Genomic DNA, 13,257 nt, shown 5'->3' with positions numbered 1-13,257 from the left:
TGATCTAAGGGCGCATTGGACACAAAAAACAAAGTTTATTAAGCAAATTACTTGAATTGAGCCTGATACCTCGCCAGACTTCAGACTCAGTTAAGTGTTTTTACAGTTTTGAGTTTTACCATGTTTCGGTCGTTAAGGGCGCTGTTTGCCCAGCCCATATCCAATCCCACGGACGCCTCAGAAGATCTGTGCGCAACGAAATCTGCGCTGGCCGCTGCCCTGCCTGAACATGGGCAGCTCAACATTCCTGTTGCAACGTCGAATTGCGACAATCTGATTGGACATTCTACAATCGAACATGGGCGCTATCTGGCCAGACAGGATCGCTGGACCGAGTTGTCCGATGAAATGCGTGCAGCGGATCAGGATCGTGCCGCCGTATCAGATGGTATGCCGATTGCCGATCTTTTGGCGTTCGGGGCCAGATCTGACGTGATTCTGGCTGCGGAACATGCGCTGTCGGACGGCAAGGCCATATCTGATTACGATTTGCTGGGTGGTATTTCGGAACTGGAAGGCGAGTTGTCTGACAATCCTGGTGATCCGATGATCGCTGCCGTTGTGGCGCTGGCCCATATCGATCTGGCCTGGGCCTGGCGCGGGAACGCCAAGGACACGGCCTTGCCGCCCTTGCACCGCTCGCGCTGTGCCGCTCATTTCGACCGGGCCGCTGCGATCCTGCCCAAGTGCAAGGCGGATGCGCCGGACAGCCCTCTGATTGCGGCCGCCGGTTGTGCCCTGTTGGCCGGGCAGCGCAAGTCAAACGCCCGCGTTGCTGATGAGTACGAGCACCTGATCACACTGGACCCGCACAATCAGCGTCACATGCGCGCGATGGGCAGCCATCTTTTGCCCCGGTGGTTCGGCAGCTACGCAGAACTGGAATTACAGGCACTGCGCAATGCCGTCCGGACACAGGATATCTGGGGCGCAGGTGGATATACGTGGGTGCAATTCGATGCCATCGCTTTGGACGAAGAGGCCTGCGCACAGGTCGATGTCGAATATTTCCTTGAAGGATTGCGCGATATCGTCGGTCTGCGCCCTGATCAGCAGATGATCAATATGTTGTCGGCCTATTGTGCAATCACCATTCAGAATGGTCACGGGCTGAACGAAAAAGCAGACAATGTCCGCGCCCAGATGCGCGACACCGCAAACTGGCTGATCCGCGATCACCTGACCGAGCTTCACCCCCTGATCTGGGCCCATGCCGCCAACGGGTTCAACAACTCGGTCCGCATCAACTCGCCCGAGCGGTTTGCTGCGCGCGGTCAGCGCGACGCGCTGCGCGCTATCTCGGATCTGTTCCGGGATGAACTGCGCAGCGGCAAGGATGTAACCTTCACACCGTCTGGTCTGCAGTTTTCCAAGAACTGAACGCGTCAGGATTCCCCCTTGCCCCTAGGCCCTGCCGGGCCTAATACGCAGGCTTAGACTTCTGCGGAAATGAGGCGCGCCATGCTCGACCTGACATACGAAATGCCCAAACCCAAAACCATTGCCGGAGCCAAGCACGATTGGGAACTGGTGATCGGGATGGAGGTGCATGCGCAGGTCTCATCCAATGCCAAGCTGTTCTCGGGCGCGTCCACCAAATTCGGGGCCGAGCCGAACTCGAACGTGGCTTTCGTGGATGCGGCAATGCCGGGGATGCTGCCGGTGATCAACGAGTTCTGCGTGGAACAGGCGGTGCGCACCGGGCTGGGCCTGAAAGCGGATATCAACCTGAAATCGGCCTTTGACCGCAAGAACTATTTCTATCCTGACCTGCCGCAAGGTTACCAGATTTCCCAGCTTTATCATCCTATTGTGGGCGAAGGCGAAGTGCTGGTCGAGATGGGTGACGGCACTGCGCGCATGGTGCGGATTGAACGTATCCACATGGAGCAGGACGCAGGCAAATCGATCCACGACATGGACCCGCACATGTCCTTTGTCGACCTGAACCGGACCGGTGTCTGCCTAATGGAGATCGTCAGCCGCCCTGATATTCGCGGGCCGGAAGAGGCCGCCGCCTATATCGCCAAGCTGCGTCAGATCATGCGCTATCTGGGCACCTGCGACGGCAACATGCAGAACGGCAACCTGCGGGCGGATGTGAATGTCTCGATCTGTTTGCCGGGCGCGTATGAGAAGTATCAGGAAACACAGGACTTTTCGCATCTGGGCACCCGTTGCGAGATCAAGAACATGAACTCGATGCGGTTCATCCAGCAGGCCATTGAGGTCGAGGCCCGCCGCCAGATCGCCATTGTCGAAGCCGGTGGCAAGGTCGAGCAGGAAACCCGTCTGTATGATCCGGACAAGGGCGAAACCCGGTCGATGCGGTCCAAGGAAGAAGCGCATGATTACCGCTATTTCCCCGATCCTGACCTGCTGCCGCTGGAGATCGAACAGGCATGGGTGGACGATATCGCCGCCCATCTGCCAGAGCTGCCTGACGACAAAAAAGCGCGCTTTATCAGTGAGTTCGGCCTGACCGACTATGACGCTTCGGTGCTGACGGCCGAAGTGGAATCGGCGGCCTATTTCGAAGAGGTCGCGCAGGGCCGCAATGGCAAACTGGCCGCGAACTGGGTGATCAACGAGCTGTTCGGGCGCCTGAAAAAAGAAGACCACGACATCACGGAGTCGCCGGTTTCTCCGGCGCAACTGGGTGGGATCATCGACCTGATTTCGTCTGATGCCATCTCGGGCAAGATCGCCAAGGACCTGTTTGAAATCGTCTATACCGAAGGCGGTGACCCGGCGCAGATCGTCGAGGATCGCGGGATGAAACAGGTCACCGACACCAGCGCGATCGAGGCTGCACTGGACGAGATCATCGCGGCCAATCCGGCCCAGGTCGAGAAGGCCAAGGTGAACCCGAAACTGGCGGGTTGGTTCGTGGGTCAGGTGATGAAAGCGACCGGCGGCAAGGCCAACCCGAAGGCCGTTAACGATTTGGTCGGCAGGAAGCTGAGCTCCTGAACCTTACAATTTGTACAAGCCTGCCAGTGGCAGTTGTCAGGTTTGTACAATCAGATCTCCACGATTTCTTAAGAAATGGGGTCAGCTCATCGGCTTGACTTCGCCTGTGATTGCACCCTTTCTTCCGACCCAGAGAGGTGAGGTATCATGCAGAACAGATTTGATCAGGAACTCGAAGATCGGTTGGTGCGTTACGCGGCGATCGACAGTCAGAGCGATGAGACCTCGGCGACCACGCCGAGCACACAGATACAGTTCGACATGCTGAACCTGCTGAAGCAGGAACTGACCGAGATCGGCGCCAAGGATGTGACACTGACGGGTGACAGCGTGGTCGTCGCGACCATCCCCGGCACCGCACCCGGCCCGACGGTTGGCTTTCTGGCGCATGTGGATACGGCCCCCCAGTTCAATGCAACGGGCGTCAAGCCGCGGGTGATCAAAGGATATAACGGTGGCGACATTTCCTTTCCGGACAATCCGGATTTGGTGTTGTCCCCGGACGAGAACCCCTATCTGGCCGAGAAGATCGGACATGATCTGATCACGGCGTCGGGTACCACCCTGCTGGGCGCGGATGACAAGGCCGGGGTGTCGATCCTGATGACCATGGCGCGGCATCTGATCGAAAACCCGGATATACCGCACGGCCCTATCCGCATTGCCTTTACCCCAGATGAAGAGATCGGGCGCGGCGTTACCGAACAGCTGCCCAAGGATCTGGGGGCGGATTTCGCCTATACTCTGGACGGTGCCGAAGTGGGCGAGATCGAATATGAGAGCTTCTCGGCCGACCGCGCCGTGATCCGGATCGAAGGGGTATCAATCCACCCCGGACTGGCCAAGGACAAGATGGTGAACGCGACCCATCTGGCGGCGAAGATCGTGCAGACCTTGCCGCAGGCCACCATGACGCCCGAAACAACCGATGGCCGCGACGGGTTCATCCATGTCACCGACATGAGCGGCGGGTCGTCCGAGATGGAAATCAAGCTGATCCTGCGCGATTTCGAGATGGAGGGCCTTGAGGCGCAACGTGACATCGTGCGGCAGGTCTGTGCGGCCGTGCAGGCCACGGAACCGCGCGCGACCATCACCTGCGATATCAGCCACCAGTACAGGAACATGCGCTATTGGCTGGAAAACGACATGACACCGGTTGATCTGGCGCGCGACGCCTGCCGCGAGCTGGGGATCGAGCCGCTGTCGGTGCCGATCCGCGGCGGCACCGACGGGTCGCGCCTGACCGAGTTCGGCACCCCCTGCCCCAACCTGTTCACCGGAATGCAGTGCATTCACGGGCCGCTGGAGTGGATTTCGGTGCAGGACATGGCAGTGGCGACCGAGCTGTGCCTGTCGGTTGTGACCAAGGCGGCACAGGCTAACGGCAATAATCAGGGCTGAAAACCGCCGCTCGGGCGACGGCCCTTTCACCCCGGGGTCAGCGTGGTAAGTTGGCGCGAACAGGTATTTAGGAACACTTGATGCAGCTTTTTGAATACAAGGTCGTCCCCGCGCCGCAAAAGGGCGTGAAAGCCAAGGGCGTGAAAACGGCCGAGGGCCGCTTTGCGGTCTCGGTCGAACAGGTTCTGAACCAGATGGCGCAGGACGGCTGGGAATACCAGCGCGCCGAGCTGCTGCCCAGCGAGGAACGCTCGGGCCTGACCGGATCGACCACAAACTGGCGCAATGTGCTGGTGTTCCGGCGGGTCGTGGCCGAGGAAGTCGATGCGTCGGTGATCGGAGAAGTGCCCGAGTTTGACGACACCCCGTTGGCCCAACCGATCCCCGGCCCCGGTGTGGTGGCCGCGCCGAAACCAATCTCGGAAGAAGCGAATGAACCGCCTTTGTCGTTGAAAAGCCGGGACCAGGTTGACCAGGATACGGATACCGCCAATGACAAGAAAGACGCCTGAGACGGATCAGGGTTTGACGTGCGGTTACACCTGCAACACGGTGTGCACCGCAGTTTGAGCAGCCCGCCCGCGGGCAGGTTTGGCGCTGCGGGCGCGATATGTGCTTATCAACCCAGCGAAATCTGTGGCATGTTAACCGGAAAACCGGGAGGGATTTTGAAATGGGTATTCGGCAGACACAGGGGCGGGCACGCCTGTATGACAGCATCCTTGATACAGTCGGCGACACGCCCTGTATCCGGATCAACCGGATCGCGCCGGAGCATGTGACCGTTTATGTGAAGTTCGAAGCGTTCAATCCGGCGGGGTCGGTCAAGGACAGGCTGGCGCTGAATATCATCGAGGCGGCAGAACGGGACGGGCGGCTGAAACCCGGTCAGACGGTTGTCGAGGCGACATCGGGCAATACCGGGATCGGGCTTGCCATGGTCTGTGCGGCCAAGGGATATCCGCTGGTCGTGACGATGGCCGAGAGCTTTTCGGTCGAGCGGCGCAAGCTGATGCGCTTTCTGGGCGCCAAGGTTGTTCTGACCCCCAAGGCGCAAAAGGGGTTCGGCATGTATACCAAGGCCAAGGAACTGGCCGAGGAAAACGGGTGGTTTCTGGCCAGCCAGTTCGAGACCGCAGCCAATGCCGATATTCACGAGAACACGACCGCGCGGGAAATCCTTGCGGATTTCGAAGGCAAGCAGCTGGATTACTGGGTGACAGGCTATGGCACCGGCGGCACGGTCGCCGGAGTGTCACGGGTTTTGCGCAAAGAGCGGCCCGATACGAAAATCATCCTGACCGAACCGGCAAATGCCGCCATCGTGTCATCAGGCTATGTAAACACGCGCAACGACGATCACCAGCCCACCGAAAGCCACCCCAATTTTGAGCCGCACCCGATTCAGGGCTGGACGCCGGATTTCATTCCATGGGTCCTTCAGGAAGCCATCGACAACGCCTATTACGACCAGCTGATCCCTGTTCCGGGGCCGCAAGGGATTGAATGGTCACGCCGCCTTGCCTCGGAAGAGGGGATATTCACCGGCATCTCGGGCGGGTCGACCTTTGCGGTGGCGATGAAACTGGCCGAAACCGCAGCACCGGGATCGGTCATGCTGGTGATGCTGCCGGATACGGGCGAGCGTTACCTGTCGACGCCTCTGTTCGAGGGGGTCGAAGACGTCATGACGGATGAGGAATATGCGATCTCGGCCTCGACCCCATCCGCGCAGATGAGCGCAGAATAGGGCGCAGCGTCAGGTTCCAATATCCAGCGCCAGCGCGTGGATGCGGGGCACGATGTCGCCCAGCGCCTTGTGCACGGCCCGGTGGCGGGCGACGCGGGATTGACCGGCGAATGCGGCGGCGCGGATGCGGACGTTGAAATGGCTTTCGCCGCCTTCCCTGTGGCCTGCATGGCCGCGATGGCTTTCGCTGTCGTCGATCACGTCAAGTTCATGCGGGTCAAAGGCGGCTTGCAGGCGGGTTCGGATTTCGTCGGTCACACTCATTTTTTTGCTCAGCGGCAAAATTTTTGCCGCCCCCCTCTTCTACTTTCGGCTGCTTAGACTAAACTGCTGCCTCCGAGTCGAAAAGATGCGTTCGTGAGGATAGAGCATGGCGAAATCAGACCCCTTCGGATTCGATATGTCCGTTTCCAGCGCCAAGAAAAAGAACCCGCGTGGGCGCCGGGGCATGTCAGGCGCGTCCGAGACCTCGGTCCGGATCTGCGATCACGACGGGTGTGACGAGCCGGGCAAGTTCCGCGCGCCAAAGGCACCGGATGTTCTGGATGACTATTTCTGGTTCTGCCAGCAGCACGTGCGCGAGTATAACCAGAAGTGGAACTTCTTCGATGGCACCACTGAGGCCGAGCTGAACGCGCAACGCTCGAAGGACAAGGTTTGGGAACGTGAGACCAAGCCGATGGGAGACCCGGAGGCGCGCGCCTGGGCCCGTCTGGGCATTGAGGACCCGCATCAGGTTCTGGGCGCCAACAGCACGCAGAACAAGGGGCGCACCTCGGGTGGTGGCGGACGTCGCCTGCCCCCCACTGAACGCCGTGCAATCGAGATTCTGGAAGCCCATGACAGCTGGTCCAAAACCGAAGTGCGCAAGGCGTACAAGAAGCTGATCAAGGTGCTGCATCCGGACATGAACGGCGGCGACCGGTCGCAGGAAGAGCAGTTGCAAGAGGTCGTCTGGGCCTGGGACCAGATCAAGGACAGCCGGAATTTCAAGTAGGGCCGCCGTCAGTCGCCAGCTGTTTACACAGTTTGAACGGATTGTGAGGATGCTGTCTGGAAACCTGTTTCAATTCCCGCAATAGTAGTGGGAATTGAAATAGTGCTTTTCCCGGAGCAACCGCTGTGCGTATGCCTTTCTTTTTGCTGCTTGCCTCACTTTGCGGGCTGGTCGTGGCGCAGTTCTATCCAACCGAGATGGACTGGCTGTTCCTTTTGGCCCTGCTTTGTGTGTTCGCCAGTACGATCCTTCTGATCCGGGCCTGGTTCGGCTGGCGCAGGGCCAACACATGGATCATCGTGGACGGGTCGAACGTGATGCACTGGAAAGACGGCGCACCGGATCTGGCAACGTTGCGGCAGGTTCTGGCCAGCCTGAAGCAAGCCGGGTTCAAACCGGGCGTCGTGTTCGATGCGAACGTCGGGTACAAGGTCGAAGGGGAATACATGAACGACCGGGCGCTGAGCCGCGCCCTGGGCTTGCGGGCCAAGCGGGTCATGGTCGCGCCCAAAGGCACGCCGGCAGATCCGTTGATCTTGCAGGCGGCGCGGGACAGCAAGGCACGTATCGTTACAAATGACATGTTCCGGGACTGGGAGGACGAGTTTCCGGATGTGTTGAAAGCGGGTCGTCTTGTGAAAGGCGGTTTTCGCAAGGATGAGCTTTGGTTTTCGCTTTGACCACGCGACCATAGCTTTACGCATCGATCCGGGTTTCGTAGCGTTCAGGGATGACACTGACGTGGCCTTGCCCCGACAGAACAGTTTTGGATGCAAGGACCGTGGTACGCAAAGAGCAGAAACCACCAAAAGCCAAGATCCCGCCGGATCATCCGTTTTCTGACATCGTCAGCGATGCGTACAGGGTTTTCGCCTATCCAAAGCCGAGCAGTATAGAGGTTTGCGAAGGCTGCTGCATGGACGCCGATATTGAGGCGGACTTCTTCACGCCGTCCATTGCCGAGCTGCCCCTGCATTACGTTCAGGATTGGTTCTTCGCCGCTTGTGATCCCGCGGGGATAGCCCGCGAAACATGGGGGTACCTACTGCCCCGGATCCTTGAGATTCTGTCTGTGGACGAAGACCCCGCCAGTGTTGGGCTGGAGGTGAGCCTGAACCGGTTTGAAACCGGTAACCCGGATAACTGGTCACCCGAGGAATGGCAGATTCTGGACCGGTTCCAGCGCGCGTATCTGAAACGCGAGATGGCACGGGAACGCGGCTGTCTGGACGATACGCTTTGCATGTTCGCCCTGGCAGGGTGGCCGCTGGAGTCGCTGTTCGAACAGGTCGCCGCAAGCCCGGATACCGAATTGGTGCTGCGCCTGTGGCGCGATTGGTGTGCATATTGCGTTCCGGGGCGAGACTCGATCTGGATCACCGCGTTCTGGAACAGCCCGGGCAATACGCGAGCCTTTGAGTTTTACACCTCGGAAGCGATGCACGACAGGATGACCCGCATCGCGTTCGCCGAGGACACTCCGGAGGATATCGCGGAAAAGGCGCTGGCCGTGGCCAGTGTTATCGAGACCCATGCCGATTGGGGCATAGGCGGGTTGAACGGCCCATAATGCCCGTGCCATGCGCGAATGATGTTGGGTCGATGTCCCGGAGGATGAAGGCGTCAAACCTTGTTCGGTTGATCCCCGATTAGCAACTTCTGCACTTATGCAGGTAACAGCGGGGCGTGATCCGGGCGCGCACCAACAGCGGCGCCACGATTTCCGTTATGTGGGCCTAGTCTGCGAACATGTCTCGCAACGCGCGTGCCTCACGCCCGGTCAGGCAGCTTAGGCACGTTTGGGGGTGCGGTCCTGCGTCTGAAAGTAACCCCGGAAAGAGCGCGCGCAGTTCCTCGACATCGTCGCGATGCAGTGATTTCAGCGCCATATCGCCCGGAAACAGGCTTTCGCTTTGCAGGCCGTGCGAGGTGAGGATCACGTGTTCGGCGCAGGCGATGTGGTAATATGTCACCGCTTCGCCCGTCGTCACCTGCCGGATGGTATCATCGTTGACCAGATGAATGGCCGCGCAGAACACACTTGGTGCGCCAAAATAAAGCTCGGCCCGCCAGCCCCCCAGCACGACCCGGTGTTGCGGAGAAAGGTAAAGATCCCTGTCCGGCAGGCCCTTGCCCATCGCATCGCGCCGGATGCAAACCGGGTTGAATTGGGGCCGGACGCGCAGGATTTGCGCACTGAGCGTTCGTTTGCCGATCCATTCGATGGGCAGCGTGGTCCCACCGGCCACGCAAACCCGATCGCCCACGGCCAGATCTTCGACCGGGCGCGGACCGCAATCCGTTTCGATCAGGGTGCCCGAGACAAAACAGGGTGGATCGGTCGGGTTCAGATCAACCGGGGTGATCTTCCAGTTGCCTGTGGTCATCGGGCCTGTTGGGTTATTGGCATCCCAGGCGTAGATCTGCCCGCCGACCTGAATGAACTCTCCGGATTCCCCGGTTCCGCGATAGTTTCCCTGGCCAAGATAGGTGTAGGGCTGGAAGGTCGTGCCCCCATCAAACGACACCATCGAACCGCTGATGATCGCGGGTTGTGTCGTGTTCTGGACGATGAGATCGTTCTGGCCCGTCGTATTGACGGTGTGGAGAAGAGCGTTAAATGCCACCGGGAGTCACCGCGGCTTTGCAGGCAATTTCTAACGTCTGCCTGTCATTCGACACGGAGCGACACCCCGGTAAGGCCTGCGCTTGGCATTCCTGCTTCACCAACACCCGATCACTTACAAAACGCCCCATAAGACCATATTATATGCCTGATAAGGTCATCCTCTACAACATGTAGATTGTTGAATACCTACCTGCGTGCAGCCTTTCGGACACATGGTTTGGCGGGTGCGTCCGAATGGCAGCACTGTCATTGTTGATGAACGCGGCTTGATCTGCGTCTTGTACCCATCGCGACCAAGGATCGTCCGCGCGTCAATAGGGCCAGTTTGAAAGAAAAACCTGCTCACCTTTCGGAGCGGGCCGCTTTCCCTTGCCCTTGTCCGCAATATGTTGCACCACACACGGGTTCAAACCCGGTGAGCGGGGCAAAGGATAAGGACAAGGCGCATGGCTGACGGATCGATCGATGTAAACGCAAAACCCACCGAAGATATCTCGGTCCGTGACGTATTTGGCATTGATACGGACATGAAGGTCAAAGGGTTTGCCGAAGCCACCGACCGTGTGCCCGTGATCGACCCGACCTACAAGTTTGACCCCGAGACAACATTGGCGATCCTGGCGGGCTTTGCCCATAATCGCAGGGTGATGATTCAGGGCTATCACGGCACCGGCAAATCGACCCATATCGAGCAGGTCGCCGCCCGTCTGAACTGGCCCGCTGTGCGCGTGAACCTGGACAGCCACATCAGCCGGATTGACCTGATCGGCAAGGACGCAATCAAACTGCGCGATGGCAAGCAGGTGACCGAGTTCCACGAAGGCATCCTGCCCTGGGCCCTGCGCAACCCCGTGGCCATCGTGTTCGACGAATATGACGCGGGCCGCGCCGACGTGATGTTCGTGATCCAGCGGGTGCTGGAACATGATGGCAAACTGACCCTGCTGGACCAGAACGAGATCATCACGCCGAACCCGTGTTTCCGCCTGTTTGCCACTGCAAACACCGTGGGTCTGGGCGATACCACAGGTCTGTATCACGGCACGCAGCAGATCAACCAGGCACAGATGGACCGCTGGTCGCTGGTCTCGACCCTGAACTATCTGAGCCATGACGCCGAGACGATGATCGTGCTGTCGAAGGCGCCGCATTACAACACCGCCGAGGGCCGCAAGACCGTCAGCCAGATGGTCACCGTGGCCGACCTGACCCGGACCGCCTTCATGAATGGCGACCTGTCCACCGTCATGAGCCCGCGGACCGTGATCAACTGGGCGCAGAATGCCGAGATCTTCCGCAACGTGGGTTATGCTTTCCGCCTGTCGTTCCTGAACAAGTGCGACGAGTTGGAACGTCAGACCGTTGCCGAGTTCTATCAGCGCTGCTTTGACGAGGAATTGCCGGAAAGCGCGGCGAGTGCGAGCTTGGGCTAAGCGCCCGGATTGCGCCCGTTCCGGGCGCAATGCCTCCGGCGGGGATATTTTTGGCCAGATGAAGTCGGATCCGTTATTGTTTTCCGCGCCGGGCAGGTCACTTTGATGAGGGCTTAAGGACATGGCACAGAAGAACGACAACCCTGCCGATCCCTTCAAGAAGGCCTTGGCCGAGGCCACCAAGGTCATGGCCAACGACCCTGAGCTGAACATCTCATACACGGTCGACCCATCAGGTCTGTCGGGCGAGGCGATGCGGCTGCCGCAGGTGTCTCGGCGTATGACGCGGGAAGAGGTTCTGCTGGCGCGCGGCACGGCGGATGCGCTGGCCTTGCAGCGCCGGTATCATGATGACGCCACCCATGCGCGCTATGCGCCTCCGGGGGATATGGCGCGGGACTTGTACGAGGCGATGGAGACGGCGCGTTGCGAGGCGATGGGTGCGCGGGATATGCCCGGCACCGCCAGCAACATAGACGTCAAGATCGGGCATGAGGCGATCCGGCGCGGCTATGACCAGTGCAAGCAGCCTGCCGATGCGCCCTTGTCGGTGGCGGCGGGTTATCTGATCCGGCATCTGGCCACCGGGCGCGATCTGCCGCCTGCGGCCGAGAACATCATGAACCTGTGGCGCGGGTTTATTGAGGAACAGGCCGGTGGCGTCTTGGAGAACCTTGATGACGTGCTGTCGGATCAGGCGGAGTTTGCCAAGTTCGCGCGGCAGATGATCAAGGATCTGGGCTATGGCGATCAGCTGGGCGATGACCCCGACGAGCTGGACGACGATCAGGAAGATCAGGCCGAGGACGACGCCGAGGAACAGCCCGATCCTGACAGCACCGGTCAGGATGATCAGGACGATCAGGACGCGGATGCGACCCCTGAGCAGACACAGGAAGAGCAGCAGGATCAATCTCAGGCGCAGGTCTCGATGGATGAGATGGCCGAGGATGAGCTGGGTGACGAGGCGGAGATGCCGGATGGCGAAGCGCCGCTGGAGCCGCCTGCCCCGCCGCCCGCATCCGAGGCCGACCCGGATTACAAGGTCTATCTGAGCACGCATGATGAAGAGATTGCGGCCGAAGATCTGGCCGAGCCTGCGGAACTGGAACGGCTGCGGGCCTATCTGGATCAGCAGCTTGAACCTTTGAAAGGTGCGGTTTCGCGCCTTGCCAACAAGTTGCAGCGCCGATTGCAGGCGCAACAGAACCGCAGTTGGGAATTCGACCGCGAGGAAGGCATTCTGGATGCGGGCCGTCTTGCGCGCGTTGTGGCAAACCCCACCACACCGCTGAGTTTCAAGGTCGAGAAGGATACCGAGTTCCGCGATACGGTGGTGACGCTGTTGCTGGACAATTCGGGGTCGATGCGGGGGCGTCCGATCTCGATCGCGGCCATTTGTGCCGATGTTCTGGCGCGGACGCTGGAGCGCTGCAATGTGAAGGTCGAGATTCTGGGCTTTACCACGCGGGCGTGGAAAGGCGGACAGGCGCGCGAGGCATGGCTGAACGATGGCCGCCCGCAGCAACCCGGCCGCCTGAACGACCTGCGCCATATCATCTATAAGGGCGCCGATGCCCCATGGCGGCGGGCGCGGCCCAATCTGGGTCTGATGATGAAAGAGGGCCTGCTGAAGGAAAACATCGACGGTGAGGCGCTGGAATGGGCGCATCGCCGGATGATCGCGCGGCGCGAGCAGCGCAAGATTCTGATGGTGATTTCGGATGGAGCTCCGGTTGATGATTCAACGCTGAGCGTGAACCCCGCCAACTATCTGGAGAAGCACCTGCGCGATGTGATTGCCATGGTGGAAAAGCGCAAGATGGTCGAGCTGCTGGCGATTGGCATCGGTCATGATGTGACCCGGTATTACGACCGTGCGGTGACGATCACCGATGTGGAACAGCTGGCTGGTGCGATGACGGAACAACTGGCGGCCCTGTTCGACAGTGATCCGCGCGCGCGGGCGCGGGTGATGGGGATGAAAAAGGTCGGCTAGGCTGGCCTTGCCTCTGGCGGGAGTATTTCCCAAAAGATGAAAAGGCGGCGATATCGACCGCCCGGCTGAGGG

12 protein-coding genes are annotated in these 13,257 nt (G+C 59.7%); 10 read left to right on the top strand and 2 right to left on the bottom strand.

Annotation, left to right across the window (positions count from 1 at the left end):
• The first annotated feature begins 120 nt into the window (after positions 1 to 120).
• The 5 genes from ACR3FC_RS14570 (at position 121) to ACR3FC_RS14550 (ending at position 6,127) form a co-directional block, all read left to right on the top strand.
• Positions 121 to 1,380 carry a hypothetical protein gene (locus ACR3FC_RS14570; RefSeq protein ID WP_480475999.1) on the top strand — a complete coding sequence of 420 codons (1,260 nt, stop codon included), beginning with the start codon at positions 121 to 123 and terminating at the stop codon, positions 1,378 to 1,380.
• 81 nt (positions 1,381 to 1,461) lie between these two features.
• A complete protein-coding gene (gatB, locus tag ACR3FC_RS14565) occupies positions 1,462 to 2,973 on the top strand; it encodes an Asp-tRNA(Asn)/Glu-tRNA(Gln) amidotransferase subunit GatB (RefSeq protein WP_480475997.1) in 1,512 nt (503 codons plus the stop codon).
• Between the two features lie 147 nt (positions 2,974 to 3,120).
• A complete protein-coding gene (pepT, locus tag ACR3FC_RS14560; protein ID WP_480475995.1) occupies positions 3,121 to 4,377 on the top strand; it encodes a peptidase T in 1,257 nt (418 codons plus the stop codon).
• An 80-nt stretch (positions 4,378 to 4,457) separates the two neighbouring features.
• Positions 4,458 to 4,889 (top strand): DUF4177 domain-containing protein, encoded by a 432-nt coding sequence (locus ACR3FC_RS14555; RefSeq protein WP_480475993.1) that lies wholly within the window; start codon positions 4,458 to 4,460, stop codon positions 4,887 to 4,889.
• Between the two features lie 161 nt (positions 4,890 to 5,050).
• Entirely contained in the window at positions 5,051 to 6,127 is a 1,077-nt protein-coding gene (locus ACR3FC_RS14550) for a PLP-dependent cysteine synthase family protein (RefSeq protein WP_480475991.1), read from the top strand.
• Positions 6,128 to 6,136: 9 nt separating this feature from the next.
• Here ACR3FC_RS14550 and ACR3FC_RS14545 read toward each other — a convergent pair whose 3' ends face one another.
• Positions 6,137 to 6,391, bottom strand: coding sequence for a BolA family protein (locus ACR3FC_RS14545; RefSeq protein WP_209597754.1), 255 nt, complete (start codon positions 6,389 to 6,391; stop codon positions 6,137 to 6,139).
• A gap of 106 nt (positions 6,392 to 6,497) precedes the next feature.
• Between ACR3FC_RS14545 and ACR3FC_RS14540 the strand changes: the two genes are divergently transcribed.
• The 3 genes from ACR3FC_RS14540 (at position 6,498) to ACR3FC_RS14530 (ending at position 8,694) form a co-directional block, all read left to right on the top strand.
• Positions 6,498 to 7,124 (top strand): J domain-containing protein, encoded by a 627-nt coding sequence (locus ACR3FC_RS14540; RefSeq protein ID WP_480475989.1) that lies wholly within the window; start codon positions 6,498 to 6,500, stop codon positions 7,122 to 7,124.
• Between the two features lie 131 nt (positions 7,125 to 7,255).
• On the top strand, positions 7,256 to 7,804 hold the full coding sequence (locus tag ACR3FC_RS14535; RefSeq protein ID WP_480475987.1) for an NYN domain-containing protein: 549 nt from the start codon (positions 7,256 to 7,258) through the stop codon (positions 7,802 to 7,804).
• Between the two features lie 50 nt (positions 7,805 to 7,854).
• The gene (locus ACR3FC_RS14530) at positions 7,855 to 8,694 is read left to right on the top strand and encodes a hypothetical protein (protein ID WP_480475985.1); all 840 of its coding nucleotides are present in this window, start codon (positions 7,855 to 7,857) and stop codon (positions 8,692 to 8,694) included.
• 166 nt (positions 8,695 to 8,860) lie between these two features.
• Here the strand turns inward: ACR3FC_RS14530 and ACR3FC_RS14525 are convergent, their stop codons facing one another.
• Positions 8,861 to 9,751 (bottom strand): Hint domain-containing protein, encoded by an 891-nt coding sequence (locus ACR3FC_RS14525; protein ID WP_480475983.1) that lies wholly within the window; start codon positions 9,749 to 9,751, stop codon positions 8,861 to 8,863.
• Between the two features lie 448 nt (positions 9,752 to 10,199).
• On the opposite strand from ACR3FC_RS14525, the gene cobS reads away from it, so the two are divergent.
• Entirely contained in the window at positions 10,200 to 11,186 is a 987-nt protein-coding gene (gene cobS, locus ACR3FC_RS14520; RefSeq protein ID WP_480475981.1) for a cobaltochelatase subunit CobS, read from the top strand.
• 121 nt (positions 11,187 to 11,307) lie between these two features.
• Complete coding sequence (gene cobT / locus ACR3FC_RS14515; protein WP_480475979.1) at positions 11,308 to 13,185, top strand: cobaltochelatase subunit CobT; 1,878 nt, start codon at positions 11,308 to 11,310, stop codon at positions 13,183 to 13,185.
• The last annotated feature ends 72 nt before the right edge of the window (positions 13,186 to 13,257 follow it).

This window comes from Ruegeria sp. AF3 (genome assembly GCF_056536285.1).
This window is presented reverse-complemented; position numbering and strand designations above follow the sequence as displayed.

What these genes read in the sequence shown, in the direction of transcription:
- gatB (WP_480475997.1), top strand. Translation starts at nt 1,462, where the DNA reads ATGCTCGACCTGACATACGAAATGCCCAAACCCAAAACCATTGCCGGA.
- cobS (WP_480475981.1), top strand. Translation starts at nt 10,200, where the DNA reads ATGGCTGACGGATCGATCGATGTAAACGCAAAACCCACCGAAGATATC.
- ACR3FC_RS14540 (WP_480475989.1), top strand. Translation starts at nt 6,498, where the DNA reads ATGGCGAAATCAGACCCCTTCGGATTCGATATGTCCGTTTCCAGCGCC.
- pepT (WP_480475995.1), top strand. Translation starts at nt 3,121, where the DNA reads ATGCAGAACAGATTTGATCAGGAACTCGAAGATCGGTTGGTGCGTTAC.
- ACR3FC_RS14530 (WP_480475985.1), top strand. Translation starts at nt 7,855, where the DNA reads ATGACACTGACGTGGCCTTGCCCCGACAGAACAGTTTTGGATGCAAGG.
- cobT (WP_480475979.1), top strand. Translation starts at nt 11,308, where the DNA reads ATGGCACAGAAGAACGACAACCCTGCCGATCCCTTCAAGAAGGCCTTG.
- ACR3FC_RS14570 (WP_480475999.1), top strand. Translation starts at nt 121, where the DNA reads ATGTTTCGGTCGTTAAGGGCGCTGTTTGCCCAGCCCATATCCAATCCC.
- ACR3FC_RS14545 (WP_209597754.1), bottom strand. Translation starts at nt 6,391, where the DNA reads ATGAGTGTGACCGACGAAATCCGAACCCGCCTGCAAGCCGCCTTTGAC.
- ACR3FC_RS14550 (WP_480475991.1), top strand. Translation starts at nt 5,051, where the DNA reads ATGGGTATTCGGCAGACACAGGGGCGGGCACGCCTGTATGACAGCATC.
- ACR3FC_RS14555 (WP_480475993.1), top strand. Translation starts at nt 4,458, where the DNA reads ATGCAGCTTTTTGAATACAAGGTCGTCCCCGCGCCGCAAAAGGGCGTG.
- ACR3FC_RS14535 (WP_480475987.1), top strand. Translation starts at nt 7,256, where the DNA reads ATGCCTTTCTTTTTGCTGCTTGCCTCACTTTGCGGGCTGGTCGTGGCG.